The organism is Solimonas marina, from assembly GCF_012241385.1.
In the GTDB taxonomy this organism is placed as follows: Bacteria; Pseudomonadota; Gammaproteobacteria; order Nevskiales; family Nevskiaceae; genus Solimonas; species Solimonas marina.
The window spans coordinates 158,284-183,078 of record NZ_JAAVXB010000001.1; the positions used below are offsets into that span (position 1 = coordinate 158,284).

A 24,795-nucleotide genomic window follows, 5' to 3' on the forward strand; every position below is an offset into this window, starting at 1 on the left:
ATCAGTGCTCCGGACGCTGAGCGTGCTCAGCGGAAGATTCGAGACGGACCTTGTCGCGTTCCGCCCATTTACGGACGACGACGAAGAACACCGGCACGAAAAAGATCGCCAAAATCGTCGCCGACAGCATGCCGCCGATGACGCCGGTGCCGATCGCGTTCTGGCTGCCCGAACCGGCGCCGCTCGACAGCGCCAGTGGCAGCACGCCGAGGATAAAGGCCAGCGAGGTCATCAGGATCGGTCGCAGACGTTGGTGCGCCGCCTGGATCGTGGCGTCGACCAGCCCCATGCCGGATTCGTAGTTTTCCTTGGCAAATTCGACGATCAGGATGGCGTTCTTCGCCGCCAGGCCGACCGTCGTCAACATGCCGATCTGGAAGTAGACGTCGTTCGACAGACCGCGCACCAGTGTCGCCAGCACCGTGCCGATGATGCCGAGCGGCACGACCAGCATCACCGACGCCGGAATCGACCAGCTCTCGTACAGCGCCGCCAGACACAGGAACACAACGATCAGCGAGATCGTATAGAGCGCTGGCGTCTGCGAGCCGGACTTCTGCTCTTCATACGACATGCCGGTCCACGAGTAGCCGATGCCGGCCGGCAGTTTCGCCGCCAGCTTTTCCATTTCGGCCATGGCCTGCCCGGAGCTCACGCCCTCGGCCGGCATGCCCATGATTTCGTACGACGACAGGCCGTTGTAGCTTTCAAGCTTCGGCGATCCGTAGACCCAGTTACCGGTCATGAACGCCGACATCGGCACCATGCTGCCGCTGGAATTGCGGACGTACCACTTGCCGATGTCTTGCGGCTGCATGCGCGCTTCGGCGGCGCCCTGCAGGTAGACGCGCTTGACGCGACCACGGTCGATGAACTGGTTGACGTACGACTGTCCCCAGGTGGCGCCGATGGTGTCGGTGATGTCGGAAATACTGACCCCGAGCGCGGCGGCCTTTTCCCAGTCGACGTCGAGCTTGAACTGCGGCTCGTCATTCAGGCCGTTGGGGCGCACCAGCGCCAGCTTCGGGTCCTTGGAGGCCATGCCGAGCAGCTGGTTGCGCGCGGCATAGAGCTTCTCGTGACCGAGGTTGCCCTTGTCCTGCAACTGCAGATCGAAGCCGTCGGCCATGCCCAGCTCGGGTACGGCCGGCGGGATCAGCGCAAAGATCTGCGCATCCTTGTAGCCCATGAAGCGGCCCATGATGCGACCGACCACAGCGGTCGCGTGTTGCTTGGCGCTGCCGCGCTCGCTCCAGTCCTTGAGGCGGATGAAGCCCATGCCCGAGTTCTGGCCGCGGCCACTGAAGTTGAAGCCGGAGACAGTGAACATCGACTCGACCGAGTCCGCTTCCTTCGTCATCACGTACTCGCGCACGGCGTTGAGCGCCGCATCGGTGCGATCGCGCGTGGCGCCGACCGGCGTGGTGACCTGGACCATGATCATGCCCTGGTCCTCTTCCGGCAGAAACGCGGTCGGTATCCGCAAGAACAGCACGGCCATCGCCACGACGATGACGCCGTAGATGAGCAGATAGCGCCCGCTGCGGCCGATGACATGGCGCACGCCGCGTTCATAGCGGCGGTTGCCGGCGGTGAACACACGATTGAACCAGCCGAAGAAGCCGTGGCGGCCGTGTTGCTCGTGATCGACCGGCTTGAGCAGCGTCGCGCACAGCGACGGCGTGAAGATCAGCGCGACGATCACCGACAGCGCCATCGCCGAGACGATGGTCACCGAGAACTGGCGATAGATGACGCCGGTGGAGCCGCTGAAGAACGCCATCGGCACGAACACCGCCGACAACACCAGCGCGATACCGATCAGCGCGCCGGTGATCTGGCCCATGGATTTTCTTGTCGCCTCCTTCGGCGACAGCTTCTCCTCGGTCATCACGCGCTCGACGTTCTCGACGACGACGATGGCGTCGTCGACCAGCAGGCCGATCGCCAGCACCATGCCGAACATCGTCAGCGTGTTGATCGAGTAGCCGGCGACCGAGAGGATGCCGAAGGTGCCGAGCAGCACCACCGGCACCGCGATCGTCGGGATCAGCGTTGCGCGCAGGTTCTGCAGGAACAGATACATGACGAGGAACACGAGGACGATGGCCTCGAACAGCGTCTTGACCACTTCCTCGATCGAGATCTTGATGAACGGCGTGGTGTCGTACGGATAGACGACCTTCAGCCCCTTCGGCAGGTTCGGCCGCAGATCGTCGATCGTCTGTCGCACCGCCTCGGCCGTGTCGAGCGCATTGGCGCCGCTCGCCAGCTTGATCGCGATACCACCGGCCGGCTTGCCGTTGAACAGCGGATTGAATGCGTCGGTTTCGCCGCCGAGCTCGACGTCGGCGACGTCCTGCAAGCGCACCTGCGAACCGTCCTGCTGGACCTTGAGCAGGATGTTGCGGAACTCCTTGACCGACGTCAGCCGCGACGGACCGATGATGGTCGCATTGAGCTGCTGCCCCTTGACCGCCGGCAGACCGCCCAACTCGCCGGCCGCGACCTGTACGTTCTGCGCCGAGATCGCGTTCTTCACGTCGACCGGCGTCAGGCCGTAGGCATTGAGCCTGTCCGGATCGAGCCAGATACGCATCGCGTACGACGTGCCGAAGACCTGGAAGTCGCCGACACCCTCGGTGCGGCTGATCGGGTCCTGCACGCTGGAGACGATGTAATCGGCGATATCGTCGCGCGTCATGCTGCCGTCGTCGGAATAGAAGCCGACGACCATCAGGAAGTTCTTGGTGGCCTTGGCCACCGTCACGCCCTGCTGCTGGACAACGGTCGGCAGCTGCGACATCGCCAGCTGCAGCTTGTTCTGCACCTGCACCTGCGCAATGTCGGGATCGGTCCCCTGCTCAAAGTTCAGGGTGATCGTCATGCTGCCGTCCTTGTCGGACTCGGACGAGAAGTACATCAGGTGATCGATGCCGCTGAGCTGCTGCTCGATGACCTGCGTCACCGTGTTGCGCACGGTCTCCGCCGACGCGCCGGGATAGCTGACGGTGATCGACACCGCCGGCGGCGCGATCGCCGGATACTGCGCAATCGGCAGCGACAGGATCGAGATGCCGCCGAACAGCATGACGACGATCGCCAGGACCCACGCGAAGATGGGTCGATCGATGAAGTAATTGACCATGGCTGCGGGCTCTTACTGCTGCGCCGTCGGCTGCGCGCTCTTGCCGCCCGCCTGCCCGCCGCCCGACGCGGCTGCCGCAGCGCCGCCGTCGGCCTGATTCGGATCGCCTTCGACCGGCTTGACCTGCATGCCCGGCTTGATCTGCTGCAGCCCGGTGAAGATCACCCGGTCACCAGCCTTGAGGCCGTCGCTGACCAGCCACTGATTGCCGATGCTGCGCGTGACCTTCACCGTGCGCTGCTCGACCTTGCCGTCGGCGCCGGCAACCAACGCCGTCGCATCGCCGGTCGGATCGCGCGTCACCGCGCGCTGCGGCACCAGGATCGCGTTCGGATCGGTCGCTTCCTGCAACTGTTCGCGCACGAACAGACCCGGCAGCAACAGACCGTCAGGATTCGGGAATTCGGCACGCATCGTCACCGAGCTGGTCGTCGGGTCGACCTCGACCTCGGCAAACTGCAGCTTGCCCTGATGCTCGTAGTCGCTGCCGTCGTCGAACTTCAGATGCACGTCAGCCTCGTCCTCGCCGTTGCCCTTGAGCGTGCCGGCGGCCAGTTCGCGGCGCAGCTTGAGCAGCGTCGAGCTCGGCTGTGTGACATCGACGTAGATCGGATCGAGCTGCTGGATGGTCGCCAGCGCGGTGGTCTGCTGCGCCGTCACCAGCGCGCCCTCGGTGACCGACGAACGGCCGATGCGGCCGGAGATCGGCGCTAACACCTTGGTGTAGGTCAGGTTGATGCGGGCCGTCTCCAGCGCCGCCTTGGCCGACGCGACATCAGCCTGCGCCTGGTCGTTCGACGCCACGGCGTTGTCGTAGTCCTGCTTGCTGACGGCATTGGTCTTGACCAAGGACGTATAGCGGTCGGCGAGCAGCTGGGCCGACGTCGCACTGGCCTGAGCCTTCTTCAAGGCAGCGGCGGCACTGTCGTAAGCCGCTTTATAAGGTGCCGGATCGATCTGGTAGAGCGGTTGCCCCGCCTTGACCTCGCCGCCTTCCTTGAAGGTGCGCTTGAGCAGCACGCCGCTGACCTGCGGCCGCACTTCGGCGACGCGGTAGGCCGTGGTGCGGCCCGGCAGCTCGGTGGTCAACGGCACCGACTGCGCCTTGAGCGTGACCACGGAGACTTCCGGCGGGCCGGACTGCGGCGCCTGCTGCTTGCCGCCACAGGCGGCGAGCAGGGCCAAGGTGATACCGGCAATGAACAACGGGCGGGGGAACGCTGTCTGGTTTTGCATGTTGTTTTGGGGCACGACCCTGTGCAGACGAACAAGCGGCAGTGTCGACAGACGCAGTCGGGGGCTGCGCCGCGCACCGGCTCCAGAACCAAACCGGAGTCAGTGTGCGGGGACGTCGAGACCGGCGCAAGAAATTAGAATGAACGTTCATTCTAATTGCGGATAGAATGGCAGGCAAGCCAGGATTCTTCTCAGGAGACATGACCCAGCGATGACCGATCCAGACAAGGACAGCGGCGCCAGCGACCGTGGCGAGCAACGCCGCCAGCAGATTCTCGCGGCGGCGCAGGACTGCTTTCAGCGGCGCGGCTTTCACGCCACCAGCATGTCGGAGCTGTCGAAGGCGGCCGGCATGAGCGTCGGCCACATCTATCACTACTTCGAGAACAAGGAGGCGGTGATCAAGGCGATGGTCGACGCCAAGGCCGACTTCGTCGTCGGCAAGATCGAGGACATGCGCCGCAAGGGCAATGTGCTGTCATCGATGGTCGACGACGTCCGCGAGCACATCGACGACAAGACCGGCACGCCGGATGCCGCGCTGCGCATCGAGATCCTCGCCGAAGCGACGCGCAATGCGCCGGTCCTGGAGCGCCTGCGCGCCGCCGACGCGCGTTCGAAGACCAAGTTCCAGGAAGCGCTGCGCGAGGCCTATCCCGAAGGCTGCGCAGACGACGCGACCCTCGAAGGCATCACCACGGTGGCGGCCGCCCTCTACGAGGGGCTGGCGATCCGCGCGCTGGTGGCGCCCGACTTCGATCGCGAAGCGACCATCCTGGCTGTGCAGCGCGCGCTCGAAGGCCTGCTCTACGGCAAGTGCAGCAATTGAGGAAGCGCCGACGAGGCGTCGCAACGATGCGCGCGAGCCCGCGCTCGCGACGCCTGCTCCGCGCTTCCTGAAAGTCGCTGTCTTGCGGCGCGGCGCCCTGCCGCGCGATTACGCCGCCGGCAGGCGGCGACCGGTCTGCGCCAGGCGGTGCGCGGTGATGTTCGGCGCGGTCTCGAACGGCGTGACGATTTCGAACACGCGCTCGTAGGTCGCGCGCTGTATCAGCCAGCGGCCGTCCTGCTTGACGTAAGTGTCGCGGTAGAACGACGTCCCGTCGGTATAAATCTTGTGCCGCAGGTCGCAGAACCAATCCTTCAAATACCAGACGCCGGTCGCTTCGGTCGGCGAGACGAAGTCGATCTCCGGATGATTGACGTGATGCACGGCGATCGCTTCGGCATGAAACGCATTGGCGATGGCCTCGATGATGGTGTCGCGGCCCTGCGCCTCGAACACATAGCTGCCGCCGACATAGCGCACGCTGGCGTCTTCGGTGAACAGCGTCTTCAGCTCATCGAGATTGGCCGTGTCGATGCAGCGGCAATACGCGTACTTGAGGCGCTTGATCAGCTCCAGGTCTTCGAGCGGCAGCGACATGTCTTCTCCTTGTGCAATGCCCGTCCGGTCGAGGCGCCGGCCGGTGCGCGTGACTGTCGCGCGGTGCGGCGCCTGCGGCCTCCCGCATCCGGATGAAGGCCGATGCCGTCATCCGCGTCTAGACGCCGAAGCCACCGGAAACGTTGATCTGCTGACCCGTCACATAGTCGTTGGTGGCGAGAAAGACCGCGGCACTGCCGATGTGTTCAGGCTGGCCCCAGCGCTTCAGGCACAGCAGCTTCTGCGTCTCGTCGATCCAGGCCTGATCGAAGACACCGCGCTTCGTCAGTTCCAGGAACATGCCGGCCTCGATGACGCCGACCAGCACCGAGTTCGCGCGAATGTTGTGCCGCCCTTCTTCCTTGGCGATGCCCTGCACGAAGGCCTCGTTGGCCGCTTTCGGCACGACCGACAGGCCATCGCGCGGCGGAAACCACACATGCCCGGCCGAACCCAGGTGCACGTAAGAACCGCCGCCGGCGGCGCGCATTGCCGGCAGCGTCGCCTGCACGGCGTGATAGAAGCCATGCACCTCGATGTCGATCGAACGCTTCCACAGCGCCTCGCCGGCCTCGGCCAGCGGCACCTGCTCGACGACCGGGCCGGCGGCCCAGACCACGGTGTGAATGCGGCCGTGCGCGGCCAGCACGTCGGCAACGGTGGCACGCACCTGCGTCGCGTCGGTGACGTCGGTGGCATGCACGGTGGCCTTGCGGCCTCGCGCCGTGATCTCGGCTGCCACGCGGTCGGCCACCTCTTTTTTCGAGCGGTAGACGATCGCGACATCGGCACCGGCCTGTGCGAAGTGCAGCGCTACGCCCTGACCGATCCCGCCACTGCCGCCGAACACCAGTACCGCACCGTCCGCGAATGCCGTCATGCTGCGCTCCCGATCGTGAATCGAACGCGGGCGATCATGCGCAGCGCGGCCCCGTGACGGCCTCCCCCATAGGGACGAGCGCTGGCCGCCCCGGCTTTGCAGCCGCAATCGAAGCACGCTTTAATCGCAGCCCCTCGCCGCTCATATGCTCCTGGAGACCGCATGAATCCCGCCCCGCAACGCAGCGCCGGCCAGATCGTCCGCAATCTCGCGATCGGCATCCGCGTCGGCACCTTGATCGGTGTCGCCTGGATGGCCTACGGCGTCTCGTTGCTGGCGCCGGCGCCACGCATGCTGGCCGGCGTCATCGGCATCGTCATCGCCCTGGTGTTGTCGAGCCGTTCTCGGCGCCTCGCCGATGTCGGCGCGCGCATGCCGCCGCCAAGCTCCGAACAGCGCGCCGCCGGGCGCCGCGTGTGGATCCTGTTCTGGATCAACTTCGCGCTTGAACTGGTGCTGCTCAATATTGCGATCCGCGTGCTCGGCGCGCCGCAGTTTCACCTGTACTGGATACCCGCGATCTCGCTGATCGTCGGTCTGCACTTCCTGCCGATGGCGTCATTCATGAAGGTGCCGTCGTACTGGTTCTGCGGCGGCGCGATGATGATCGCAAGCGTGGTCTTCGCGGTGCTGCTGCATCTGGGCATCGCGACACCGACGCTGCTGCTGGCGATCGAAGCCCTGGTCAACGCCGCGCTGCTGTGGATCGTCGCCGCCTGGGGATTGCGCAACGCCGCAGCGCTGGCGCGGCAAGTCGGCGGCGCCACGCGTTGAGCCACCGCGCGATCCGCCCGCTACGGCAGCATCGCTACTCGACCAGCACCTGCAGCCGCTCGAGGCGCGTCTCGGCGATACGCCACTGCCCGCCGACGCGGCGATAGCGGTCGTGGTAGTAGCCCCAGCCGCGCAATGCGCGAAACGGCAGGCGGCAGCGCTCGGCGTCGACGACCCAGATGCGATCGTGCATGGTCCAGCGCCCCAGCGCTTCGTCGGCATCCAGCAACTCGATCTCCGGCATCGCCGCGCTGTGCACGGTCACCGTGCCGTCGAGCAACGCCAGCGTCTTGCGCACGAACGCATCGGGATCGCGCTGCAACAGCGCCGCGTCGCGGTCCGGTGATTCGCTGCGAAAGTCGGTGATCGCACCGTCGACGAACACCTCGCGCAGCAAGGCTGCATCCTTGCCGTCGACGCCGCGGAAATAGCGCGCCTTGACGCCGCGGATCGCCTCGATGGCCAGCAGCCGCTCAATGCCGTCCATGGTCGCCTCCTTCGATCGCCTGCCTGGCGCGCTGCACCGCCTCGACGATTGCCGCACGCGCGTCGCCGCGGCGGTAGCCGAGCAGCGCCCGTTCGCGCTCGTCGGCATCGTAGTGGAACAGCGTGCCGCGACCGGCATAAAGCATGGCGTCCGGCAACAGCGGATGCTCCTGGTCCAGTGCCGGCACCGCCTGCGGCCTGCCGGCGGCTTCGAATACCGTCGACAGATAATCGGAGAACGTCAGGTTCTCGTCACCGACCAGATACGCGGTGCCGGCGTGACCGCGCTCGAAAGCACCGGTAATCGCTTCGGACAATGAACGCGTCGAGATGAAGTTGACGCCACCGGCTGGCGCATAAACCGGAATCTGCGGCATCTGACCCAGCGCATAGCGCGTGTAGATATCGAACATCGGCACCTGCAGCCCCGGCAGGCTGCCGACCACGAACGGCGCGTTGACCGAGCAGACGTGAAAGTCGGGATCGGCCAGCTCACGCACACCAACGTCCGACAGATGCCGCGAGCGCACGTACGGCGCGCGATCGATCAGCGACGGGTCGACCTGCGGATAGAAGCTGCCCACCAGCACCGCACGACGGATACCGGCATCGCGCGCACGTCGGAAGAAGCGCGGCACGCCGTCGACGTTGGCGCGCTGCCAGTGCGCGTCGGCATCGGCGTCGCGCGCGACGTGGCGGATATCGTTGCCGGCGGCGAACAACAGGGCGTCGAACGACGACAGCTGCGCGGCAGAGAAGCCGCCGCGGCCCTCGTCCTCGATGTAGTCGCCGGCCAGAAACGGCAGATCGGCGAGCGCGCTGCCGGCCTGCGCCGGCTTGCGCGCGCCCAGCGTCACGCGGTGCCCCAGCGACTGCAGATGCAAGGCAGCGTGGCCGCCGATCAGTCCGGTCCCGCCAAGCACGAGTACGTTCATCATGATCTCCCTTGGCGCCACGCTAGTGCGCGGGCAGGCGGCAAAAATCGTCCATGTGGATCACTTCGAACAGACGAGCATGCGATCATGAATACCGTCAGCGCCGACGCGGCGCGTGCGGTCCGATGACATCACCGGGAGTGACCATGAACCTGCTGTTGAGCGGTCTGCATACGCTGATTGGCCTGGTCGTCATCGTCAATCCGTTGCTGGGCGCGTCGGCAATCGCGACGCTGACCGTCGGCGACAGTGCGGCGCACCGCGCTATCACCGCGCGTTATGCGGCAATCACCATCGCCGTGGTCCTGATCATCTCGGTACTCGCCGGTGAATTCCTGCTACACCTGTTCGGCATCAGCATCCCGGAGTTCAAGGTCGGCGGCGGCATCCTGATCCTGCTGATGGCGATCGCCATGCTCAACGCCAAGGCCGGCCACACCCGGCAGACTCCGGAAGAGCAAAGCGAAGCACAGGACAAGCAGCAGGTCGGCGTCGTGCCGCTCGGCATCCCGCTGCTGGCCGGCCCCGGTGCGATCAGTGCCGCGATCATCTACGCGCAGAAGGCCGGCGGCCTGTTCGGCACCGCCATCCTGATCATCGACATCCTGATCGTCGCCGCACTGACCTGGGCGGCGCTGCGTTCCAGCGACTACATCACCGACCTGATCGGCCAGACCGGCCTCAACATCGCCACGCGCATCATGGGCCTGATCCTGTCGGCGATCGCCATCAGCTTCATCGCCTCGGGTCTGCTGGTGCTGTTTCCGGTCCTGGCCAGCCCCGCGCACTGAGCCTCGCGGCAGGCCGCCGTTCGGCGCCTCATCTTCATTTGGACGAGGAGCGCCCTCGAGCGAGGCGTAAGCTCGAACGGTCAGCACGGCCCGCCATCATCTGGCGACAGCCGGCACGAGGGGAGCAACGATGTCGCAGGCGGCAGACGAGGCGCGAATCGACGCGATGCATGGCTTTTCGTCGAGCGAGGCCGGACAACTCGCCGAGTTCGAGCGCCTCAACCAGGTCTTCACGGCGATCTACGAAGGAGCCAGCGAGGATCCGCCGCTGCGCTCGTCACTGCAGGCCCTGCGTGAGCTGTTCGACGCCAAGCACGCGACGCTGATCCTGCGGCCAGCCACAGCGCAGAACGCCGGAGCCATCATCAACAGCGACACCGTCAACCTCGCGACTTCGGAGTCCTATCGCACGCATTTTCACGCGCTCGATCCCTTCGTCGACCTGCCCGACGGTCAGGTCGTGACGCCGGAAGAACTGATGGGCTCGAGCTGGCAGCGCTCGATGTTCTACCGGCAGTTTCTGGAACCGGTCCAGGTCGGCCATCTGATCGGCGCCGACCTGCATCTGGACAGCGGCGTGCTGTGCCGCTTCCGGGTCTCGCGCGACATGCACGCGGCGCCATTTTCCGAGAACGACAAGCTGATCGCGCGCATGGTGCTGCCGCACATCAAGCGCGCGCTGCAACTGCACGTGCGGCTCGATGACCTGAGCAACGAGCATCAGCTGTTCGCCGGCACCCTGAACCGCCTGCAGTTGGGCACGATCAGCATCGCCCGCGACGGCACGGTCATCGACCTGAATCCGGAAGCGCAGCGCATCGTCGGCGAGCACGACGGCCTGCTGCTGCGGGCGCAGCATCTGAGCGCCGACAGCGCCACCGAGCGCCGCGAGCTGCAACGCGTGCTGCGCCAAGCCCTCGAAGACCGACCGCGCAGCGGCCCGTCGGTCATCGATTCGCTGTCGATCTCGCGCCCTTCCGGACGCGGCAAGCTGTGCCTGGTGGTCCGCACAGTGCCGCGCGGCCTGCGCCCCGATTCGCAGCAGAGCGCGGCGGCGGTCGTGTTCCTGCGCGATCCGGAGGCGATACGCATGCAGGGCGCCAACGAGGTCGTGCGTCGCCTGTTCAACTTCACGCGCATGGAAGCGGCGCTGGCTCTGCTGCTCGCCGACGGGTTGACGCTGGACGAAGCCGCCGAGAAGCTCGGCGTGCGCCGCAACACCGCGCGCACCTATCTGCGCTTCATCTTCTGCAAGACCGGCGTGACGCGGCAGACGCTGCTGGTGCGCATGCTGCTCAACAACATCGTCTCGCTCGCGTAAGCGCGCGCTACCACTCGATCGCGTATAGCGCCACGTCGTGGTCGTGGGCCTTCATGCGCACCGTACCCTGTGACTGCAGCCCCAGCTTCTGCAGCAGATGGATGGAGCGTTCATTGTCCGGCGAGACGATCGCCAATACCCGGCGATAGCCCAGCGCATCACGCGCGTGGGTCAGCGTCGCGGCGGCGGCTTCGCGCGCATAGCCCTGGCCTTCGTAGGCCGACAAAAAGGCGTAGCCGACATCCGGCGCATCGAGCTCTTCGCGCTTGAGCAGCCCACACAGACCGATGGTCTCGCCGCCTTCGCGACGCTCGACGGCATACAGGCCGTGGCCGTGCTTGCGGTAGCTGGCCTGCACACCGTCCTCGATATAGCGCGTCGCGTCGTCGAGGCTGCGGACCTTGCGATCACCGATATGGCGAATGAAGCCCGGCTCGTTGAGCAGCGCCAGCACGAATGGCTCGTCGCCGCGATCGAGATGGCGCAGACGCAGGCGCGGCGACGTCAGGGCCCATGCCGGCGGTGCGGTCGTCATATCTGGTAACCGGCCGGGCCGACCTGCTGCCGCCACTCGGCGACGCTGTGCACTTCCAGATGCTCCCGTTCGTCATGGGCGATGCCGATGTCATAGCCACTGCGCAGCGTCACGGCAATGACGTCGACCGCATTCGGATCGTCGAGATAGATCAGCGCGGTGCGTGCCGCCTGCGAGAAGCGGATCGGCTCGTCGACATCGCCGTCGCGAACGTCGACCGACAGCGCCAGCACGTGCAGCGTCGTCGCACCGCCGAAACTCAGATAACGGCGCGCGCCATGCAGCACGCGCGCGTCCGCCACCCATGGCTGCGCGGCGAGCGCGGTCTGGATCGCATCGAGTGTGCCGCTGCCGCTTTGCGACGTCGCGCGCATCAGCGTCGCCGGCCCGGCGCCGGTGACGAGCAGCAGCGCCAGGCAGACGATCCAGTGCCCGTGCCAGAACGGCCGGCGCGCCGGGCCGTTGCGGGCCATGACGTAAGTACCAGCCAGCAGATCGTGCAAAGCCTGATGCGTCGCGCGATTGAACAGCAGCAGGTAGGCACCGCACAGACCGATGCCGAACACCAGCGCCGACAACGGCACGCTGTTCAGCACGCGGTCGTCCCAGTCCGGCAGCACCATGCCGTTGATGAAATACGGAACGCCGAGCGGCAGAAAGCGCCACAGCGCGCGCAGCATGGAAATCGCGCGGCCTTGCGCGTCGACGACACGCAGGCCCAGCGCCAGCTTGCCGATCGTGCCGCTGCGACTGTCGAGTACGGCGAAATAGGCGGCGGCAATGACGAAGCCGACGAGATGCCCCCAGACGCCGAGCCGCGCGAACCAGTCGCCGTACCAGCGACCCAGCACCTCGCCGATCAGCATCAGGATCAACGCATCGATGACGAAGGCGACGATGCGCCGGCGGGCGCCGGCCAGTGACAGTGTCGTCGTCGACGACGAGCTTTCGGTTTCCATTGCGGCCGCTGAGCAGGTTCGGCACACAGCATGCCGCAAGCCGCGCGCCGCTGTCGCGTCAGCGGCGCTTCAGGTGGGCGCAACGGTGCGAAAGCCGACGTGCTCGCTCGGCAGATCCGCTTCCTGGCCCTGGCGCGACGATGCGCGCGCCCGCGCGCAATAGTTGGCGGCGCACAGGTACGAGCCACCCTTGATCACACGCCGCGGCGCTGAGCCACGCGCCGGCATCACCGCTGCCGCCTCGGCCTCTTCAGCCGGCGCGTGGCGGTCGCGATAGCGGTCAGTGGTCCATTCCCAGACATTGCCGACCATGTCGTACAGCCCATCCGGGTTGGCGGCGAAGCAGCCGACCGGCGCGCGGCCGGTATAGCCGTCGTCGCCACGATCGTTGAACGGGAACAGGCCCTGCCAGAAATTGGCGAGCGGATGCCCCTGCGCGTCGCGCAGCGCACGATCGGCATCGGCATTGTCGCGTCCGGCCTTGGCGGCAAACTCCCACTGCGCCTCACTCGGCAGTTCCCGGCCCAGCCACCGCGCATACGCCAGAGCATCGGCGTAGGTGACATCGACGACCGGCTCGTTAGCCGCGGCCGCGGCCGCGCCATCCGGCTTTCGCCAGTTCGCATCGTGCCGCAGGTGCCACCAGCGGCCAGCCGCCAGATCGGCAGTGTCGTTGGCGTCGGGAACGGAGAATACGACCGCGCCGTCGTGCCGCTCGGCGTCGCTGACATATCCCGTGGCGGCGACGAAGCGCGCGAACTGCGCGTTCGTCACCTCGGTGCGATCGATCCAGAACGGCGCCAGGTCTGTGCTCACCAGCGGCCGTTCCTCGGCGTAGCCGCGCAGGCTGCCGAGTTCGAAGCGGCCTCCGGCAATGTACTGCATGCCGGCATGCCGTCCGCTGCCGGGCGGCAGGCCGTCATAGGCGGCGCATCGCTGCGGCGTGCCGAGTACCGCCGTCGGTGAGGCAGGCGGCAGCGCCTCGTGCCTGGCGCACAGAACCGCGACAGCGGCGAACATCACGGCGGCGCTTGCCGCCAGCACCCGCCATTTCATTGGTCGATCGGCACGAGCTGTGGCGGAATGGTCGGGTTGATCGCGTCGACGCGCTCGACGTACTGCGCCCAGGCCTGCGTCAGCTTTTCTACCTGCTCGGGATTCTCTGCGGCAACGTCGGTGGTCTCGCCACGATCGCTATCGATGTTGTAGAGCTGCCATTGCCGCGGCAACAGCAGCGCGGCGCTCGGGAAGAAGGCATTGGCGATCCGCGTCATCTTCCACGGCCCCTGCCGCACGTAGCGTTGCGCCCCGACTTCATCGGCAAACACCGCATCGTCTGCGTGCACGGCGCTCGCTTGACCCGTCAGCACGGGCAACAGCGAAGTGCCCTCGATCGGCGACACGCTGCGCCCTTCGTATTCGGTACCCGGCGGCGCCACACCCGTGAGTGCCAGCACGGTCGGCACGATGTCCGTCAACTGCGCATAAGCACCGCTCGGCGACAACGATTCACCGCCGGGCATCTTGACGATGGTCGGCACGGAGATGCCACCTTCGGAGGGAAAGGACTTGAAAAGACGAAATGGCGCGGTGCCGGCTTCCGCCCAGCGCGTCGAGCGGAAGATGAAAGAACCCGGTCGACCATAATTGGCCAGCGAGTTGTCGATGTCGAGGTTCAGATTGCTGTCGATGAACGGGATGAACCCGTAGCCCATGCCGTCGGCGCCGTTGTCGGAGAAGAACACGATCATCGTGTTGTCGTATTCGCCGATCGACTTCAGGTAATCGATGACGCGACCGACGTTGTCATCGAGATTGGTCAGCATCGCAGCATAGACCTCCATGAGGCGCGCCTCACTGGCCTTCTGCGTTGCCGTCAGTGCTGACCACGGCGGGTTGGTCAGCACGCCCGGCTGGCCAAAGCGGGTCATCGTCACTTCATCACCCGGGCTGGGTTTGAAGTCCTGCGGGATGATGCCGAGATCCTTCATGCGCTGGATGCGCGCGTCACGGATGGCTGCATATCCAACGTCGTAAACGCCCTTGTAGCACTTGGGCGTGCCCTGGGTGCAATCGAGATACCGGGCCGGCGCCTGCAGTGGAAAGTGCGTCGCCTGAAACGGCAGGTAGGCGAAAAACGGCTTGCCGTCGCCATGCGCTGAACCGATGTACTGCATCAGTTTGTCGGCGTACTCATCGCTGGAGAAAAAGTCGTCGGGCACGCTGACTTCTTCGCCGTCTTCGAAATGAGGCTCGTACATCGGATAAGGCGGATTGGTCGCAAGGCCCGGCTGATAACCGGCCGGCGGCGCGAAATTGCTGGCGTAATCGGCATCCGGATCGAGATAGAAGGCGTGCTCGAATCCCTCGCCTTGCGGGCCGACGCCGCCGATGCCCCACTTGCCCGCCATATAGGTGTGGTAGCCGGCGTCCTTGAGTATTTGCGCGATCGACAAGCCGCGCGAATCGATCTCGCCCGCATAGTTCGCGTTGTTCGTGCCCGTGTACAGCAACTTCATGCTGCCCATCTCGCCCATCCCTACCAGGTGGTGATCGGCGCCGGTCAGCAGTTCGACGCGCGAGGTCGCACACAGCGGCGTGGTGTGGAAATTGGTCAGGATCTGGCCGGCGCGCGCCAGCGCATCGAGATGGGGGGTCTGGATCTCGCTGCCGAAGGCGCTGATATCGGAATACCCGACATCGTCGGCGAGGATGATGAGGATATTGGGCCTGCCCGCGTCCCCCGCAGCGCCGCCGCCGTCCGTCGCCGAGCCGGACTGGCCACATCCGGACAACAGCGAGAGCAGCGCCACCGCCTGCATCGCCCGCCACAGCCGCCCCAATCGCGATGGTTTCGCCGCCATTATCATTGCGCTCCCCCTCTTTATAGATTCGCGCCCGCATCACCCGACGCAGCGGATGCACGGCCGGGCAAGACGTTCCCGCCGGCACTCGTCGGCGCCGTCCGTGCGGGCTGAAGCGGCAAAAGGCGGGCATCTCGGCCACGGTCTTGGCGCCGCCCGGGGACGATCAACGGCCGATCCCGCGCCATCAGCATCTCGGCGCCGCGCTGGACTTGCCAGGTCCAGCGCCAGTACGAGCGCCAGTCCGTACGGCGCCGTTCGCGCGCGCGCTGCAGCCGAGCCTGCCGGCCACGGCCTCTCAGGTCTTGTTGACGGTCGCGGCGTCGAGAAACGCCGGCCGTTCGCCGCCGCCATGCAGCAGCAGGTTGGTCCCGGTCGCATACGCCGCGGCCGACGACGCCAGCCAGACGCAGGCTGCGCCGACATCGTCGGGCTGCGCCAGGCGCTGCATCGGAATGGTCCTGGCGACGGCGGCGAGGCCGGCGGCGTCGCCGTAATGCAGATGGCTTTGCTCGGTCTGCACCGGCCCCGGACTAACGGCGACGACGCGCACCTTCGGCGCCCATTCGACCGCCAGCGTCTGCGTCAGATTGAGGATCGCCGCTTTCGCCGCGCCGTAAGCGGCGGTACCCGGCGACGGCCGCAGACCGCTGACGCTGCCGATGAAGATGATGGTGCCGCCGTCGCCGGCCTGCATCAGGCGATTGGCCTGCTGCGCCAGATGAAACGGCGCCAGCAGGTTCAGCGCGAAGATCTTTTCGTGCAGACGCGGCGAAGCCTGATCGGCGAGTGTGAACGGCGCGCCGCCGGCATTGTTGACGAGCACGTCGAGCCGTCCATAGCGCTCGGCGATGGTCGCGAACAGCTGCTCCACCGCCGCCGTATCGCGTACGTCGACGGCGAGGAACTCGGCGGCATTGTCGCCAACGACCGGTAGCGTGTCGGGCGCCGAACGCCCGCAGACCAGCACCCGGTCGCCGCGCTTCAGAAAACTTTCGCTGATGCCGCGGCCGACGCCCTTGGCGCCGCCGGTGACGAGGGTGATGCGGGATGGCGTGGACATGAGGGCAATTTTCAGCCGGAAACGGCGCTGAGGGTGACCTTAAGTCATCGCGCCTGCGCACCACTCACTCAAAAGGACGAAGAGTGGCACCCCGCGACTGCAGGACCATGCCGGACGCCCATGTCGCACAGGCCAAAACGATGAACGCTCCCGCCACGAACACGCCGACCAAACCGGTCCCCGAGGGACAGTACGCGCAGCTGCCGAACGGCTACCGCATGCACTATCTCGATGAGGGCAGCGGCCCGGTCGTCGTGTTCCTGCACGGCTCCGGTTCCGGCGCCTGCGGCTATTCCAACTTCAAGGGCAACTACAAAGCGCTGGTGAACGCCGGCTACCGCGTGATCCTGCCGGACCTGATCGGTTACGGCTATTCGGACAAGCCGGACGACATCGAATATCCGCTGTCGCTGTTCATCGAATGCGTGAAGCAGACGCTCGACGTGATCGGCGTGCAGCGCTGCACGCTGATCGGCAACTCGCTCGGCGGCGCGATCGCGATCGGCTATGCGCTCGAACATCCACAGCAGATCGAGAAACTGGTGCTGATGGCGCCGGGCGGCGTCGAGGATCAGCCGGACTATTTCAAGATGCCGGCCATGGCGTTCATGAAGGAAGTCTTCATGTCGCCGGAACCAGTGACGGCCGAGCGCCTGCGCTATTTCATGGAAAACGCGCTGGTGCACGACAAATCGCACATCGACGACGAGCTGGTCGCCGAGCGACATGCGCTGATGCGCCTGCAGAACCCGCAGGTCGTGAAGACCATGAGCGTGCCGAACATGACGGCGCATCTCGGCCAGATCCGCTGCCCGGCGCTCGGCTTCTGGGGCATCAACGAAAAGATGATGCCGGAGACCGGCATCCTCAAACTCGCCAAGGGCATTCCGAATCTGCGCATGATCACCGTGCCGCAGTGCGGACACTGGGTGATGGTCGAGCACCGCGATTTCTTCAATCGCACGGTCGTCGATTTCCTGGCCAACGGCTGACGCGATGGCGCTCCCGCAAACCCGCATCGTCTCGCTCGGCGATGAGCTCTACGAGGCGTTGCGCGCCCGGCGCACGATCGCGCCGCTGTCCGATCGCATCGACGGCATCGACATCGACGACGCCTACAACATTTCGCTGCACTTTTTGCACCGGCGCACCGCCAGCGGCGAAAAGCTGATCGGCAAGAAGATCGGCGTCACGTCCAAGCCCGTGCAGGACATGCTCGGCGTCCATCAGCCGGACTTCGGCTTTCTCACCGACCGCATGCAGGTCAAAGACGGCGCGGTGATCAGCATCACGGGCAGCGGCCTGATACAGCCGCGTGCCGAGGGCGAGATCGCCTTCGTGCTGAAGAAAGATCTCAAGGGCACGACCGTGACCGAGGATCAGGTGCTCGACGCCACCGACTACGTCGCGCCGTGCTTCGAGATCGTCGACTCGCGCATCGACGATTGGAAGATCAGGATTCAGGACACCGTCGCCGACAACGCGTCCTGCGGCGTGTTCGTGGTCGGCGGCGACCGCGTGGCGCCGCATGCGCTGGACCTGGCCGCGGTGCAGATGCAGATCACCCAGAACGGCGCGCACGTCGCGTCCGGCACCGGCGCCGCCGTGCAGGGCCATCCGGCCACCGCCGTCGCCTGGCTCGCCAATACGCTCGGCCGCTACGGCATTCCATTCCTGAAGGGCGACATCATCCTGTCCGGGTCGCTGGCACCGCTGCTGCCGGCCATACCGGGCGACCGCTTCCACATGACGCTGGCCGGCATCGGCGACGCGTCGATCGGCTTCGAGGCTTGAGTCTTATGCAGAAGATCAAATGCGCCATCATCGGTCCCGGCAACATCGGCACCGATCTGCTCTACAAGCTGCGCCGCTCCGAGGTGCTCGAACCGGTGTGGATGGTCGGCGTCGACCCGACGTCCGAAGGTCTGGCGCGCGCCCGCGAATACGGGTTGAAGACCACCGACCAGGGCGTCGACGGCCTGCTGCCGCACGTCAAGGCCGACGGCGTGCAAATCGCTTTCGACGCGACCAGCGCCTACGTGCACAAGGACAACTCCGACAAGCTCAACGCGCTCGGCGTGATGATGATCGACCTGACGCCGGCCGCGATCGGCCCGTACTGCGTGCCGCCGATCAATTTGAAGCAGCATGCCGGCAAGCGCGAGATGAACGTCAACATGGTCACCTGCGGCGGCCAGGCGACGATCCCGATGGTCTATGCCGTGTCGCGCGTGCAGAAGGTCCAGTACGCCGAGATCATCGCCACGGTTTCATCAAAATCGGTCGGCCCCGGCACGCGCAAGAACATCGACGAATTCACGCGCACCACCGCCGGCGCGGTCGCGAAGATCGGCGGCGCCGACGAAGGCAAGGCGATCATCGTCATCAATCCGGCTGATCCGCCAATGATCATGCGCGACACCATCCACTGCCTGACGGCCGAAGCGCCGAAGCAGAAGGAGATCGAGCAATCGGTGCGCGAGATGGTCGCCGAGGTGCAGAAGTACGTGCCGGGCTACAAGCTGGTCAACGGCCCGGTGTTCGACGGCAAGCGCGTGACCAACTTCATGCAGGTCGAAGGTCTCGGCGACTTCCTGCCGAAGTACGCTGGCAACCTCGACATCATGACCGCCAGCGCCACCCGCACCGCCGAGATGTTCGCCGAGGAAATCCTCGCCGGGCGGCTCGATCTGGCGGCAGCCTGAAAAGCCTTTTAACCACAGATTTCACAGATGACACAGATAAAAGCGGAAATTTCTGTGAAATCTGTGAAATCTGTGGTGAAGGTCTTGAGATCGAACGGATGAACGTACCGCTAGAACAACGGATGCTGGAGGCCGACCGGCTTTGGCGGCGGGGCGATGCGTTCGTCGAGGCCGGCGACGGCGCGGCGGCGTATCGGCTCTATACCGAAGCGCATGATCTGATCATGGACTGCCCGTCGCTGCACGAACGTGCGCATCGCAAGCTGGCGCGCGTCTCGGCACGGCACGGGCATCGCGGCGAGATCGTCGTCGACAAGCTGCTGGCCTGGCTCGCACCGCTCGGCGTCTTCGAAGCCATCGCCATGGCGCAGCGCTCCAGCGTCACCTTCGCCGCCGCCTGCCGCCGCCGGCTCGCGGCACACTGAAACAACAAAAGACTTTTAACCGCAGATTACGCAGATTTCACAGATTGAAAAGAAAGCCTTCTTAATTTTTTCTGCGTGAATCTGCGAAATCTGCGGCTCAACGCTTTTATCGGAGGCACCGATGAACCTCAAGGGCATCAAGATCAAAGTGCATGACATGTCGCTGCGCGACGGCATGCATCCAAAGCGGCATCAGATCACCATCGAGCAGATGAAGGCGATCGCCAAGGGGCTCGACGACGCCGGCTGTCCGCTGATCGAGGTCACGCACGGGGACGGCCTGGGCGGCGCGTCGGTCAATTACGGATTTCCGGCGGCGACCGACGAGGAATATCTGCGCGCGGTGATTCCGCTGTTGAAGCGCTCGACGGTCTCGGCGCTGCTGTTGCCGGGCATCGGCACCGTCGACCATCTGCGCATGGCCGCCGACTGCGGCGTGAAGACGATCCGCGTCGCCACGCATTGCACGGAAGCCGACGTCTCCGAACAGCACATCAGTCTCGGCCGCAAGATGGAACTGGACACCGTCGGCTTTCTGATGATGGCGCACATGATCGAGCCGGCGCAGCTGGTCGAGCAGGCGAAGCTGATGGAAAGCTATGGCGCCAACTGCATTTACGCCACCGACTCCGCCGGTTACATGCTGCCGGACGACGTCACGGCGCGCATCGGCGCGCTGCGCGAGGCGCTGAAGCCGGATACCGAAATCGGCTTTCACGGCCATCACAATCTATCGATGGGCGTCGCCAATTCGATCGCTGCGGTCGCCGCCGGCGCGCGGCGCATCGACTGCGCCTGCGGCGGCATGGGCGCCGGCGCCGGCAACACGCCGATGGAAGTGTTCGTCGCCGTCTGCGAACGCATGGGCATCGAAACCGGCGTCGACATCTTCAAGATCAGCGACGTCGCCGAAGACCTGGTCACGCCGATCATGGACTTCCCGGTGCGCATCGACCGCAATTCGCTGACGCTGGGCTATGCCGGCGTCTATTCGAGCTTCCTGCTGTTCGCGCGCCGCGCCGAACAGAAATACGGCGTGCCGGCACGCGAGATCCTGCTCGAACTGGGCCGGCAGAAGATGGTCGGCGGCCAGGAAGACATGATCGAGGACACCGCGCTGACGATGGCGCGTGAGCGCGGCCTGCTCAAGGCTGACGCCGCCTGACCGCGCCGCGCGTGGCCGCCTGGTCGCTCGCGGATCTGCCGTCGCTGCACGGCCGGCGCGCACTCGTCACCGGCGCGGCGGCCGGACTCGGCCGCGAGGTCGCCACCGCGCTGGCGGGCGCCGGCGCCGAGGTCTTGCTGGTCGACCGGGACATCGAGCGCGGCACGCAAACGGCCGGGCACATCGTCGCCGCTGGCGGACGCGCCCGTTTCGCGGCGCTCGATCTTGGCGATCAGGCGGCGATTCGCGCATTCGCCGCCGCGCACTGTGCCGAGCATGCGCCGCTCGACATTCTCGTCAACAACGCCGGCCTGCTGCCGCGCCTCGACCGTGCGACGACGCGTGACGGCTTCGAGCTGAAGTTCGGCGTCAGCCACCTTGGCCATTTCGCGCTGACCGGTTTGCTGTTGCCGGCACTGCGGCGCAGTGCCGCGGCGCGCGTCGTCAGCGTGTCGAGCATCGTCCATCGTCAGGGAAGGATCGACTTCGACGACCTGCAGGCCGAGCGCCGCTACCAGGGCCAGCGCGCGTACAGCCAGACCAAGCTCGCCTGCCTGCTGTTCGCGCTCGAGTTGCACGAGCGCGCGCAGGCCGCCGGCTGGGCGCTGCGCAGCGTCGCCGCGCATCCGGGCGTGGCCCGCACGGGAATCGGCGACGCGCGCATGACACAAAACAGCCGCCGCTTGCGCGACCGCGTCGAGGTGCTGGCGTTTCGCAGCATCATGCGCTGGGGTGGACAGTCCGCAGCCGACGGCGCCCTGCCCTTGCTGCGCGCTGCTACCGATCCGCATGTTCGCGGCGGCGACTTCTACGGCCCGGCCGGCTTCGGCGAGTGGCGCGGGCCACCCGTGCTCGTGCGTCCGGCGCGGCATGCGCAGGACCGCGAGCTACGGCAACGCCTCTGGCAGGCGTCCGAAGCCCTGACCGGCGTGCGCTACTCGTCGAGTCGCTGAACGGCGCCGGGCTCGCCGAGCGTCGAGCGCACCGACGTGATGAAGCGCGCCAGCTCGCGGTTGAACACCGCCGAGTGCGTGCCGGTCATGCCATGCGAAGCGCCGCGCACCGTGTAGCGTTCGGCGTTCGGCAGCCAACGCGCCAGCGCCTCGGCGTTGCGGCGGTAGCGCATCGGGCTGCGCTCACCGTCGACCAGCAGCACCGGCCGACGCATGCCGCGTGCGTCGATTTCGTAGAGCGGCTTGAGCGGATCGGCGATCTGCGGGCCCAGCGTCAGCGCGTTGTCGCGCGCCATGTCGCGGAACGCCGGCGTGCTGCGGTCCCAGAAGCCGGGACGGCTGACCGAGTCGACGAACATGCGCAGGCCCTCGTCGACATCGCCACCTTCGATCAGGTCGACAGCGTACTGGCGCAGCGCCACCGTCGCATCGTCGATCTCCTCGTCCGGATCGCCACCTTGGCGCGGCCCCGACGGATCCACGAGCGTCAGGCTGTCGATCAGATCGGCGTGGCGGATCGCCAGCTGCCAGGCGACGTTGGCGCCGCGTGAATGGCCCACCAGATGCACACGCGGCGCCTGCAGCTTGGCGATGAACGCCGCCAATTGCTCGGTGTGCTGGATGATGCTGAACGGCATGCCCAGCGACGACGGCAGCCGCGGCCAGTGGTGCGCCAGACTCGGCGCGACGACCTCGAAGCGGTCGGACAAGCCTTTGATCTGCGGCGTCCAGTAGCGGTAGTCGCACAGCGAGCCGTGCACGAACAGCACGACCTCGCCGGCGCCGGCCTCGACATAGGCCATGCCATGCCAGCGGTCGAGAAACTTGACCTTGGCCTTGCCGATATCGGCGCGCGCTGCGCCGCTCCCTGATCCAGACGTCGTACCAGACATCGATTTCCCCATTACGGCATCGCCGCCGCCGGCCCCTGCCGACGTGCGAATTCGCGATGCAGTCGATATGCCACACCCAGGCCGAGCCCCGACATCACCCCGGCACAGACGAATACTGCGCCGAAATCGGCCAGCGACGCGACGATGCCGAACAGCGGCCCGCCGAGACCCATCGCCAGATCGAGGCACAGCGAGAACGCACCGAGCGCCGAGCTGCGGCTCGACGCCGGCACCCGCGCCACGACTTCGACACCGAGCGCCGGATAGATCAGCGACATGCCAATGCCGGCCAGTGCCGCACCGACCATCGCCATGCCCGCCGCCGGCGCGAAGCCCATCATCAACAGGCCGAGCGCCTCGACGGCGAAACTGGCGATGGCCACGGCGGTGCCGCCGTAGCGTGAAATCACATTGCCGCAGACCACGCGCAGGCCGATGTACGACAGGCCGAAGGCGGTGATCGCCCAGGCCGCGTGATCCCAGCCGCGGGCGTTGAAATAGAGCGTGGCAAAGGTGGCGATCGCGGCCAGACCGGCGGCGCCGAGGCCCAATGCGAAACCCATCGGCGCGATGCGCCGCAGTACGTGCAGGAACGACAACGCCGCGCCCGGCACGACCGCAACACGCGGCAGCCGTCGCGACCACGCCAGGGCCGCCAGATTGAGCAGCAGCACGATGGCGCCGATCGTCCACAGACCGCCGGCCTTGGCCAGCAGCATGCCCAGCGGCGGGGTCAGCGCCAGAGCGCCATAAGCCAGAATGCCGTTGTACGAAATCACGCGCGCGGCTTCTGGCACACCGGCCTTGGCGATCGCCCAGCTCAGCGCGCCGGTATTGGTCAGGCCCATGCCGACGCCGAGCACCAGCCGCGCCAGCAGCAGCACCGCGACGCTGGTCAAGGGATAGGCCGGCAGGCTGGTGGCGACCAGCGTCAGCAGGCCGCTGACCGCACTGAGGGTCAGCCCCAGCGCCGTCGCGCGGTGCACGCCGGCACGGTCGCCGATGCGCCCAGCCAGCGGTCGCGACGCCAGCATGCTGAAGGCGTGCGCGCTGAGCACCGCGCCGGTGATCAGGGCGTTCTGCCCCAGATCACCATGCAGGAACAGCGGCAGCACCGCCAGCGGAATGCCCAGCGAGCAGCCGGAAACACCGGTCAGGACGACGATCGCCAGGATCTGCCGCGCACGCGCCGCCGGCGGCAACGCAGCATCGGGGCCCAGCGAAGACGCGGCGGCGCTCAAGGAACGGCGGTCAGCGCCTGACCGTGCTGCACGTAGTGCTGGAGATTGGCGAACACCAGCTCGGCCATCGCCCGACGCGTCTCATGGGTGGCGCTGGCGATGTGCGGCATCAGCACCACGTTGTCGAGCGACCACAGTGCCGCCGGCACGTTCGGCTCATCAGCGAAGACGTCGAGCGCGGCGCCGGCAATCGTGCCGGCCTGCAGCGCGGCGACCAGCGCCGGCTCGTCGACCAGTGCGCCGCGCGCGATATTGACCAGCCAACCGTCGGCGCCGAGTGCCGTCAGCACCTCGGCATTGATCGTCGGCGGCGCCCCCGGCGTTGCCGCGGCGGCGACCATCAGCACGTCGCTGCGGCGCGCCAGGTCGAGCAGGTCCGGCACGTATTCGTACGGGCAATCCGGACGCGGGCGGCGGTTGTGGTAGCACACCGTCATGTCGAAACCGGAGGCGCGACGGGCGATCGCCTCGCCGATGCGGCCGAGACCGACGATGCCCAACTGCTTGCCGCTGACACGCGTCGCCAGCGGGAAATTGCGCTGCGGCCAGCGGCCGGCGCGCACGTGACGGTCCGACGCGCTGATGCCGCGCAACAGATCGATCAAGGCCCCGACCGCCAGATCGGCGACGCAGTCGTTGAGCACGTCGGGGGTATTGCTGACGACGATGCCCCGAGCACGCGTCGCGTCGAGATCGACGGTTTCATAGCCGACACCGAACACCGCGATCATCTTCAGCTGCGGCAAACGCTCGATCAGCGCCGCGTCGGCACCGGTGCGCACCGAGGTCGCCATCAGCGTGAACTCGCCGCCGTGCGTGGCGAGGTAGGCATCGGGGTCGGCCTGTGCCTCAAGCATCGTGCAGTCGTAGTGCGCAGCCAGCTCGGCTTCGAGCCAGGGCAGCAGGCGGCCATGCTGCAGCAGACGGGGTCTCATGCGGCCACGCCATCCCGCACGCCAGCGGCGTGATGCGGGCAGGAAAACGGGAGGGGAATC

At 66.4% G+C, this 24,795-nt stretch carries 24 protein-coding genes; 10 read left to right on the forward strand and 14 right to left on the reverse strand.

Annotated elements, in window-relative coordinates:
• Nucleotide 1: 1 nt before the first annotated feature.
• The gene (locus G7Y82_RS00735) at nt 2-3,148 is read right to left on the reverse strand and encodes an efflux RND transporter permease subunit (RefSeq protein ID WP_168146083.1); all 3,147 of its coding nucleotides are present in this window, start codon (nt 3,146-3,148) and stop codon (nt 2-4) included.
• A gap of 12 nt (nt 3,149-3,160) precedes the next feature.
• Nucleotides 3,161-4,384, reverse strand: a complete 1,224-nt coding sequence (locus G7Y82_RS00740; protein ID WP_168146084.1) for an efflux RND transporter periplasmic adaptor subunit — start codon at nt 4,382-4,384, stop codon at nt 3,161-3,163.
• Between the two features lie 211 nt (nt 4,385-4,595).
• On the opposite strand from G7Y82_RS00740, the gene G7Y82_RS00745 reads away from it, so the two are divergent.
• Complete coding sequence (locus G7Y82_RS00745) at nt 4,596-5,213, forward strand: TetR/AcrR family transcriptional regulator (protein ID WP_168146085.1); 618 nt, start codon at nt 4,596-4,598, stop codon at nt 5,211-5,213.
• 108 nt (nt 5,214-5,321) lie between these two features.
• On the opposite strand, the gene G7Y82_RS00750 is transcribed toward G7Y82_RS00745, so the two are convergent.
• On the reverse strand, nt 5,322-5,810 hold the full coding sequence (locus G7Y82_RS00750; protein WP_168146086.1) for a nuclear transport factor 2 family protein: 489 nt from the start codon (nt 5,808-5,810) through the stop codon (nt 5,322-5,324).
• 118 nt (nt 5,811-5,928) lie between these two features.
• Nucleotides 5,929-6,690, reverse strand: a complete 762-nt coding sequence (locus tag G7Y82_RS00755) for an SDR family NAD(P)-dependent oxidoreductase (protein WP_168146087.1) — start codon at nt 6,688-6,690, stop codon at nt 5,929-5,931.
• A 162-nt stretch (nt 6,691-6,852) separates the two neighbouring features.
• Between G7Y82_RS00755 and G7Y82_RS00760 the strand changes: the two genes are divergently transcribed.
• Entirely contained in the window at nt 6,853-7,464 is a 612-nt protein-coding gene (locus G7Y82_RS00760; RefSeq protein WP_168146088.1) for a hypothetical protein, read from the forward strand.
• 34 nt (nt 7,465-7,498) lie between these two features.
• Here the strand turns inward: G7Y82_RS00760 and G7Y82_RS00765 are convergent, their stop codons facing one another.
• Nucleotides 7,499-7,951: a nuclear transport factor 2 family protein gene (locus G7Y82_RS00765; protein WP_168146089.1), complete on the reverse strand. Its 453-nt coding sequence runs from the start codon at nt 7,949-7,951 to the stop codon at nt 7,499-7,501.
• Nucleotides 7,938-8,885 (reverse strand): NAD-dependent epimerase/dehydratase family protein, encoded by a 948-nt coding sequence (locus tag G7Y82_RS00770; protein WP_168146090.1) that lies wholly within the window; start codon nt 8,883-8,885, stop codon nt 7,938-7,940. The genes G7Y82_RS00765 and G7Y82_RS00770 overlap by 14 nt, the downstream gene beginning before the upstream one ends.
• Nucleotides 8,886-9,031: 146 nt before the next feature.
• On the opposite strand from G7Y82_RS00770, the gene G7Y82_RS00775 reads away from it, so the two are divergent.
• Nucleotides 9,032-9,676: a MarC family protein gene (locus tag G7Y82_RS00775; RefSeq protein WP_168146091.1), complete on the forward strand. Its 645-nt coding sequence runs from the start codon at nt 9,032-9,034 to the stop codon at nt 9,674-9,676.
• 130 nt (nt 9,677-9,806) lie between these two features.
• On the forward strand, nt 9,807-10,997 hold the full coding sequence (locus G7Y82_RS00780) for a helix-turn-helix transcriptional regulator (RefSeq protein ID WP_168146092.1): 1,191 nt from the start codon (nt 9,807-9,809) through the stop codon (nt 10,995-10,997).
• 7 nt (nt 10,998-11,004) lie between these two features.
• Here G7Y82_RS00780 and G7Y82_RS00785 read toward each other — a convergent pair whose 3' ends face one another.
• From G7Y82_RS00785 to G7Y82_RS00805, 5 genes are all read right to left on the reverse strand, one after another.
• On the reverse strand, nt 11,005-11,532 hold the full coding sequence (locus tag G7Y82_RS00785; RefSeq protein ID WP_168146093.1) for a GNAT family N-acetyltransferase: 528 nt from the start codon (nt 11,530-11,532) through the stop codon (nt 11,005-11,007).
• A complete protein-coding gene (locus tag G7Y82_RS00790) occupies nt 11,529-12,491 on the reverse strand; it encodes an RDD family protein (RefSeq protein WP_168146094.1) in 963 nt (320 codons plus the stop codon). Before G7Y82_RS00790 ends, G7Y82_RS00785 begins: the two co-directional genes overlap by 4 nt.
• 69 nt (nt 12,492-12,560) lie before the next feature.
• Nucleotides 12,561-13,547, reverse strand: coding sequence for a formylglycine-generating enzyme family protein (locus tag G7Y82_RS00795; protein WP_168146095.1), 987 nt, complete (start codon nt 13,545-13,547; stop codon nt 12,561-12,563).
• Nucleotides 13,544-15,355, reverse strand: coding sequence for an arylsulfatase (locus G7Y82_RS00800; protein WP_168146096.1), 1,812 nt, complete (start codon nt 15,353-15,355; stop codon nt 13,544-13,546). Before G7Y82_RS00800 ends, G7Y82_RS00795 begins: the two co-directional genes overlap by 4 nt.
• A 298-nt stretch (nt 15,356-15,653) precedes the next feature.
• Nucleotides 15,654-16,418: an SDR family oxidoreductase gene (locus G7Y82_RS00805; protein WP_168146097.1), complete on the reverse strand. Its 765-nt coding sequence runs from the start codon at nt 16,416-16,418 to the stop codon at nt 15,654-15,656.
• 140 nt (nt 16,419-16,558) lie between these two features.
• Between G7Y82_RS00805 and G7Y82_RS00810 the strand changes: the two genes are divergently transcribed.
• The 6 genes from G7Y82_RS00810 (at nt 16,559) to G7Y82_RS00835 (ending at nt 21,666) form a co-directional block, all read left to right on the forward strand.
• The gene (locus tag G7Y82_RS00810; protein WP_168146098.1) at nt 16,559-17,410 is read left to right on the forward strand and encodes an alpha/beta fold hydrolase; all 852 of its coding nucleotides are present in this window, start codon (nt 16,559-16,561) and stop codon (nt 17,408-17,410) included.
• 4 nt (nt 17,411-17,414) lie between these two features.
• The gene (locus tag G7Y82_RS00815; RefSeq protein ID WP_168146099.1) at nt 17,415-18,212 is read left to right on the forward strand and encodes a fumarylacetoacetate hydrolase family protein; all 798 of its coding nucleotides are present in this window, start codon (nt 17,415-17,417) and stop codon (nt 18,210-18,212) included.
• A 5-nt stretch (nt 18,213-18,217) separates the two neighbouring features.
• Nucleotides 18,218-19,123, forward strand: coding sequence for an acetaldehyde dehydrogenase (acetylating) (locus G7Y82_RS00820; protein WP_168146100.1), 906 nt, complete (start codon nt 18,218-18,220; stop codon nt 19,121-19,123).
• Between the two features lie 98 nt (nt 19,124-19,221).
• Complete coding sequence (locus G7Y82_RS00825; protein ID WP_168146101.1) at nt 19,222-19,548, forward strand: hypothetical protein; 327 nt, start codon at nt 19,222-19,224, stop codon at nt 19,546-19,548.
• Nucleotides 19,549-19,669: 121 nt separating this feature from the next.
• Nucleotides 19,670-20,713, forward strand: a complete 1,044-nt coding sequence (gene dmpG, locus G7Y82_RS00830) for a 4-hydroxy-2-oxovalerate aldolase (protein ID WP_168146102.1) — start codon at nt 19,670-19,672, stop codon at nt 20,711-20,713.
• Between the two features lie 11 nt (nt 20,714-20,724).
• Nucleotides 20,725-21,666, forward strand: a complete 942-nt coding sequence (locus G7Y82_RS00835) for an oxidoreductase (RefSeq protein WP_168146103.1) — start codon at nt 20,725-20,727, stop codon at nt 21,664-21,666.
• On the opposite strand, the gene G7Y82_RS00840 is transcribed toward G7Y82_RS00835, so the two are convergent.
• The 3 genes from G7Y82_RS00840 to G7Y82_RS00850 are packed head-to-tail and all read right to left on the reverse strand — an operon-like array spanning nt 21,648 to nt 24,735.
• Complete coding sequence (locus G7Y82_RS00840; protein WP_206370188.1) at nt 21,648-22,559, reverse strand: alpha/beta fold hydrolase; 912 nt, start codon at nt 22,557-22,559, stop codon at nt 21,648-21,650. The two genes, G7Y82_RS00835 and G7Y82_RS00840, sit on opposite strands and share 19 nt — an antisense overlap.
• Nucleotides 22,560-22,570: 11 nt before the next feature.
• Complete coding sequence (locus G7Y82_RS00845) at nt 22,571-23,800, reverse strand: MFS transporter (RefSeq protein WP_168146104.1); 1,230 nt, start codon at nt 23,798-23,800, stop codon at nt 22,571-22,573.
• The gene (locus G7Y82_RS00850) at nt 23,797-24,735 is read right to left on the reverse strand and encodes a 2-hydroxyacid dehydrogenase (RefSeq protein WP_168146105.1); all 939 of its coding nucleotides are present in this window, start codon (nt 24,733-24,735) and stop codon (nt 23,797-23,799) included. The genes G7Y82_RS00845 and G7Y82_RS00850 overlap by 4 nt, the downstream gene beginning before the upstream one ends.
• Nucleotides 24,736-24,795 lie beyond the last annotated feature (60 nt).

Bases quoted from the DNA above. Each gene is read 5' to 3' on its own strand.
- G7Y82_RS00790 (WP_168146094.1), bottom strand. From the start codon at position 12,491: ATGGAAACCGAAAGCTCGTCGTCGACGACGACACTGTCACTGGCCGGC.
- G7Y82_RS00750 (WP_168146086.1), bottom strand. From the start codon at position 5,810: ATGTCGCTGCCGCTCGAAGACCTGGAGCTGATCAAGCGCCTCAAGTAC.
- G7Y82_RS00840 (WP_206370188.1), bottom strand. From the start codon at position 22,559: ATGTCTGGTACGACGTCTGGATCAGGGAGCGGCGCAGCGCGCGCCGAT.
- G7Y82_RS00825 (WP_168146101.1), top strand. From the start codon at position 19,222: ATGAACGTACCGCTAGAACAACGGATGCTGGAGGCCGACCGGCTTTGG.
- G7Y82_RS00760 (WP_168146088.1), top strand. From the start codon at position 6,853: ATGAATCCCGCCCCGCAACGCAGCGCCGGCCAGATCGTCCGCAATCTC.
- G7Y82_RS00800 (WP_168146096.1), bottom strand. From the start codon at position 15,355: ATGGCGGCGAAACCATCGCGATTGGGGCGGCTGTGGCGGGCGATGCAG.
- G7Y82_RS00850 (WP_168146105.1), bottom strand. From the start codon at position 24,735: ATGAGACCCCGTCTGCTGCAGCATGGCCGCCTGCTGCCCTGGCTCGAA.
- G7Y82_RS00740 (WP_168146084.1), bottom strand. From the start codon at position 4,384: ATGCAAAACCAGACAGCGTTCCCCCGCCCGTTGTTCATTGCCGGTATC.
- G7Y82_RS00765 (WP_168146089.1), bottom strand. From the start codon at position 7,951: ATGGACGGCATTGAGCGGCTGCTGGCCATCGAGGCGATCCGCGGCGTC.
- G7Y82_RS00795 (WP_168146095.1), bottom strand. From the start codon at position 13,547: ATGAAATGGCGGGTGCTGGCGGCAAGCGCCGCCGTGATGTTCGCCGCT.
- G7Y82_RS00770 (WP_168146090.1), bottom strand. From the start codon at position 8,885: ATGAACGTACTCGTGCTTGGCGGGACCGGACTGATCGGCGGCCACGCT.
- dmpG (WP_168146102.1), top strand. From the start codon at position 19,670: ATGAACCTCAAGGGCATCAAGATCAAAGTGCATGACATGTCGCTGCGC.
- G7Y82_RS00815 (WP_168146099.1), top strand. From the start codon at position 17,415: ATGGCGCTCCCGCAAACCCGCATCGTCTCGCTCGGCGATGAGCTCTAC.
- G7Y82_RS00745 (WP_168146085.1), top strand. From the start codon at position 4,596: ATGACCGATCCAGACAAGGACAGCGGCGCCAGCGACCGTGGCGAGCAA.
- G7Y82_RS00775 (WP_168146091.1), top strand. From the start codon at position 9,032: ATGAACCTGCTGTTGAGCGGTCTGCATACGCTGATTGGCCTGGTCGTC.
- G7Y82_RS00785 (WP_168146093.1), bottom strand. From the start codon at position 11,532: ATGACGACCGCACCGCCGGCATGGGCCCTGACGTCGCCGCGCCTGCGT.
- G7Y82_RS00780 (WP_168146092.1), top strand. From the start codon at position 9,807: ATGTCGCAGGCGGCAGACGAGGCGCGAATCGACGCGATGCATGGCTTT.
- G7Y82_RS00755 (WP_168146087.1), bottom strand. From the start codon at position 6,690: ATGACGGCATTCGCGGACGGTGCGGTACTGGTGTTCGGCGGCAGTGGC.
- G7Y82_RS00735 (WP_168146083.1), bottom strand. From the start codon at position 3,148: ATGGTCAATTACTTCATCGATCGACCCATCTTCGCGTGGGTCCTGGCG.
- G7Y82_RS00805 (WP_168146097.1), bottom strand. From the start codon at position 16,418: ATGTCCACGCCATCCCGCATCACCCTCGTCACCGGCGGCGCCAAGGGC.
- G7Y82_RS00820 (WP_168146100.1), top strand. From the start codon at position 18,218: ATGCAGAAGATCAAATGCGCCATCATCGGTCCCGGCAACATCGGCACC.
- G7Y82_RS00810 (WP_168146098.1), top strand. From the start codon at position 16,559: ATGAACGCTCCCGCCACGAACACGCCGACCAAACCGGTCCCCGAGGGA.